Origin of the sequence: Parabacteroides sp. AF18-52 (assembly GCF_003479145.1) — a bacterium.
GTDB classification, from domain to species: Bacteria; Bacteroidota; Bacteroidia; order Bacteroidales; family Tannerellaceae; genus Parabacteroides; species Parabacteroides faecis.
This window is the reverse complement of record NZ_QUGR01000035.1, coordinates 1-3837: the sequence shown is the minus strand read 5'-3', so window position 1 is coordinate 3837 and position 3837 is coordinate 1. Positions and strand designations below refer to the sequence as shown.

At 41.9% G+C, this 3837-nt stretch carries 5 protein-coding genes; 4 read left to right on the top strand and 1 reads right to left on the bottom strand.

Features of this window, described 5'->3' with window-relative positions:
* Positions 1-226: 226 nt before the first annotated feature.
* Both DWX23_RS24665 and DWX23_RS24660 read left to right on the top strand, forming a co-directional pair.
* Positions 227-949 carry an MBL fold metallo-hydrolase gene (locus DWX23_RS24665; protein ID WP_122376447.1) on the top strand — a complete coding sequence of 241 codons (723 nt, stop codon included), beginning with the start codon at positions 227-229 and terminating at the stop codon, positions 947-949.
* 18 nt (positions 950-967) lie between these two features.
* A complete protein-coding gene (locus tag DWX23_RS24660) occupies positions 968-1345 on the top strand; it encodes a VOC family protein (protein WP_122353284.1) in 378 nt (125 codons plus the stop codon).
* A gap of 29 nt (positions 1346-1374) precedes the next feature.
* Here the strand turns inward: DWX23_RS24660 and DWX23_RS24655 are convergent, their stop codons facing one another.
* On the bottom strand, positions 1375-1848 hold the full coding sequence (locus DWX23_RS24655) for a GyrI-like domain-containing protein (RefSeq protein ID WP_122376446.1): 474 nt from the start codon (positions 1846-1848) through the stop codon (positions 1375-1377).
* A gap of 248 nt (positions 1849-2096) precedes the next feature.
* On the opposite strand from DWX23_RS24655, the gene DWX23_RS24650 reads away from it, so the two are divergent.
* A complete protein-coding gene (locus tag DWX23_RS24650; RefSeq protein WP_122353282.1) occupies positions 2097-3062 on the top strand; it encodes an ROK family protein in 966 nt (321 codons plus the stop codon).
* A gap of 87 nt (positions 3063-3149) precedes the next feature.
* Entirely contained in the window at positions 3150-3674 is a 525-nt protein-coding gene (locus tag DWX23_RS24645; RefSeq protein ID WP_122376445.1) for an NUDIX domain-containing protein, read from the top strand.
* Positions 3675-3837 lie beyond the last annotated feature (163 nt).

Here is a 3837-nt window from a genome sequence, read left to right as displayed (position 1 = left end):
GTCCTTTTTGAAACTTATTTTTTTTCAAGACTGTCAACTTATTTCAGGACAGGACACATAGTAAATCAGTTTACATAGGATAGTAAATATACTTTCTTCGTATACTTTTCGGATTATCTCCGGACTATTTCTAAATTCAGTTCATCCTTTTGTATATTTGTACCGCAGGAAGCAACTTAATCACATCATATCGTGTTTTATTTACATGAAAACAAAAGAAAACAGTATGAGATTTACTTATATTTATCATAGCGGCTTTGCCATTGAAGCAGACGGATATGCTATCCTGATCGATTATTTTAAAGACACGGGGAAGACGCCGGATACTGGATTCGTTCATAATGAATTACTCCATCGCGCAGGGACATTATATATATTATCTTCCCATTTTCATCCGGACCATTTCAACCCGGACATTTTAAAATGGAAAGAGATCAAGCCGGATATCAAATATATTTTTTCCAAAGACATCCTGAAACGTCGGCGTGCGAAAGCCGAAGATGCCACTTTTCTGAAAAAAGGGGATGTATTTGAAGACGAGCATATCCGCATCCAGGCTTTTGGTTCGACCGATGTCGGTATCTCTTTCCTGATAGAAGCGGAAGGGAAACAACTGTTCCACGCCGGCGACCTTAATAACTGGCACTGGAAAGACGAATCGACACCGCAGGAAGTGGCTAAGGCGGAAGGTGATTACCTGCACGAACTGACAACATTGACTCAAACGACACAACATTTGCACCTCGCCATGTTCCCTGTCGACCCACGTATCGGTACGGACTTCATGCGGGGAGCCGAGCAGTTTGTCGACCGGATAAAGACAGACGTATTAGTCCCCATGCACTTCTGGGAACGTCCCACCGAAGTAGTAGCTTTCGGCCCTTATGCCGAATCGAAGGGATGCCGCTATATTTTGTTGTCCGTACCGGGTGAAGGCACTGATTTTTAATTTATAAAGATATCAATTATGGAAATTAAAAGTAGATTTGATCATTTCAACATTAATGTTCTCGACCTTGAAAGAAGTATCGCTTTCTACAACAAAGCGCTGGGGCTGAAAGAACACCATCGAAAAGAAGCGAAAGACGGTTCATTCATACTGGTTTACCTGACAGACGATCAGACCGGCTTCCTGCTGGAACTGACCTGGCTGAAAGACCGTAACGAACCATACGAACTGGGAGATAACGAAAGCCATCTCTGTTTCCGTGTAGCCGGCGATTACGATGAAGTCCGTAAATTCCATAAGGAAATGGACTGCGTATGCTACGAGAATACTGATATGGGATTATATTTCATCAATGACCCGGATGATTACTGGATCGAAATATTACCCGCTAAATAAAGAAAAAAACACCAACGACCAAAATTGTATCAGCTTTTTACCGGCAATACAATTTTGGTTAAACGGTCGTCATAAGGTTCTTCTTTCCGGCGGTAATAATATTCATAAGCAGTGCCTTCCGGCTCATAGCCTTTCTGCATCATCCAGGAAGTCATTTCACCATACAAATAATCCATTTCGTCGTAATCGCCCTTGAACAGGCAGTGGACCACCTTCGATTGTGGAATGACGCGGGGTTGCACACCTTCATTCCCTTCCATCAGGCAAGAAACCGGAAAGCAGAACTCCACATCCAGGTCGTACATATCCAAATTCATAAAATCGTAGTAAATAATAAACGGTACATCGGTCATATAAACCCCTGTCTTCCGTAAAAGGCTCAATGCTTCTTCGCGCTTCCTGGCGAACATTCCTTCCAAATTGTTGTAACTGACTTTTATGCGGGCCGATAAAACAGGTTGTTCCGCCCGGACCATAAGCCGTATGTCTGAAACCTGTGGCATAGTGTTATTCATTAATGAGTTAAGAATCTACCAAATATAAAACAAATCCCGATAAATCCACTATCCAAAGCAGGAAAAAAGCTGAAAATGACACATTTTGATCGAATAACAAATTGAAGTTACATTTATTGTCACAACTGAAAACTGAAACAATTCATCATTTTTTTGAAGAAAATCATTGCAGCTAATCAGATTCCTCTTATATTTGCTTTCCAGAAAATCTCATTATTAATCATAAATATAAAATCATGGAGAAGCCTTATGTAGTAGGTATTGATATAGGCGGTACCAATACTGTTTTTGGAGTAGTAGACGCAAGAGGAACAATCTTGTACAGTGGATCGATCAAAACAGGTAAATATAATGACATTAATGATTATGTGACCGAACTTGGTCAAGGTTTATCATTAGTGATCGAACAAGCTGGTGGTCCCGACAAAATCAAAGGTGTAGGCGTAGGAGCTCCCAATGGTAACTTCTTCAACGGCTGTATCGAATTTGCACCTAACCTTCCGTGGAAAGGTAAAATTCCTTTAGCTCAGTTGATCAGCGAACAGATCGGAGGTATTCCCGTAGCACTGACTAACGATGCGAATGCTGCAGCGATCGGAGAAATGACTTATGGCGCAGCACGCGGCCTGAAAGACTTTATCGTGATCACACTGGGAACAGGTGTTGGTAGCGGTATCGTTATCGGCGGTAATCTGGTTTACGGACATGACGGGTTTGCCGGTGAGTTGGGACACGTTATTATGCGTCGTAACAACGGTCGTCCTTGCGGTTGCGGTCGCCAGGGATGTCTGGAAACGTATGCATCTGCAACAGGTGTAGCCCGTACAGCACGTGAATATCTGGAAATCCGTAAAGACGACAGCTTGTTGCGTGAACTGGATCCGGATGAAATCACTTCAAAAGATGTATATGATGCAGCGATGAAGAATGATAAACTGGCTCAGGAAATCTTTGAATTTACAGGTAATATCCTGGGTGAAGCTTTTGCTGATGCTGTTGCGTTCTCCAGTCCGGAAGCTATCATTCTGTTCGGCGGTCTGACCAAGGCAGGCGATCTGATCATGAATCCGATCAAACGTTCTATGGAAAAGAACATGCTGAAAGTGTACGAAGGTAAAACAAAACTTCTTTTCTCTCAATTGAAAGAAAGCGATGCAGCTGTATTAGGTGCAAGTGCTTTGGGTTGGGAAGTGAAAGAATAATCGTATTTCACTGGGGATTTTCCCCGGATCGAGGGCGGCCTAAAGCCGCCCTTATTCATTTATATACATTATATATCAGTTTATTCTATGAGTCATCCTTTACATCAGTTCGTTTATTGCCCCCAGTGTGGTGCTAAAACTTTCGTCGAACGTAATGAGAAAGCTAAACAATGCACGACATGCGGCTTCGTTTATTATTTCAATCCTTCATCGGCCGTTGCCTGTTTTATCCGCAACGCGGCAGGAGAAATCTTATTGGTGCGTCGTGCCAAAGATCCGGCCAAAGGAACACTCGATTTACCGGGAGGTTTTGTCGATATGCATGAATCGGCTGAAGAAGCGGCACATCGTGAAGTGAAGGAAGAGACAGGATTGGATATTACCGAATGTCGTTATCTGTTTTCTATTCCTAATCTATATATGTATAGCGGCTTTGAGGTACACACAGTGGATATGTTTTTTGAATGTTATGTGGAAAACTTCGATGGCGTCCATGCAGAAGATGATGCAGCCGAAGCCGTTATCCTGAAAAAGGAAGAGTTAAATGCAGATGATTTCGGCCTCATGTCGATAAAGAAAGGGATCGAAATCTATAGAAAAAACTATCGCTAGCCTGTAAACATGAGTTTATTACAATTAGGAGCGGGATAAAAGTCCGCTCTTTTGTTTTTAATACAATTACGACTCGCACCCGACAAAATAGATTAATATATAGTAAAAAATAAATAAAAATAAGGATATACGGTAGAAATGTCAACTTAGTTCTGAAAGAACT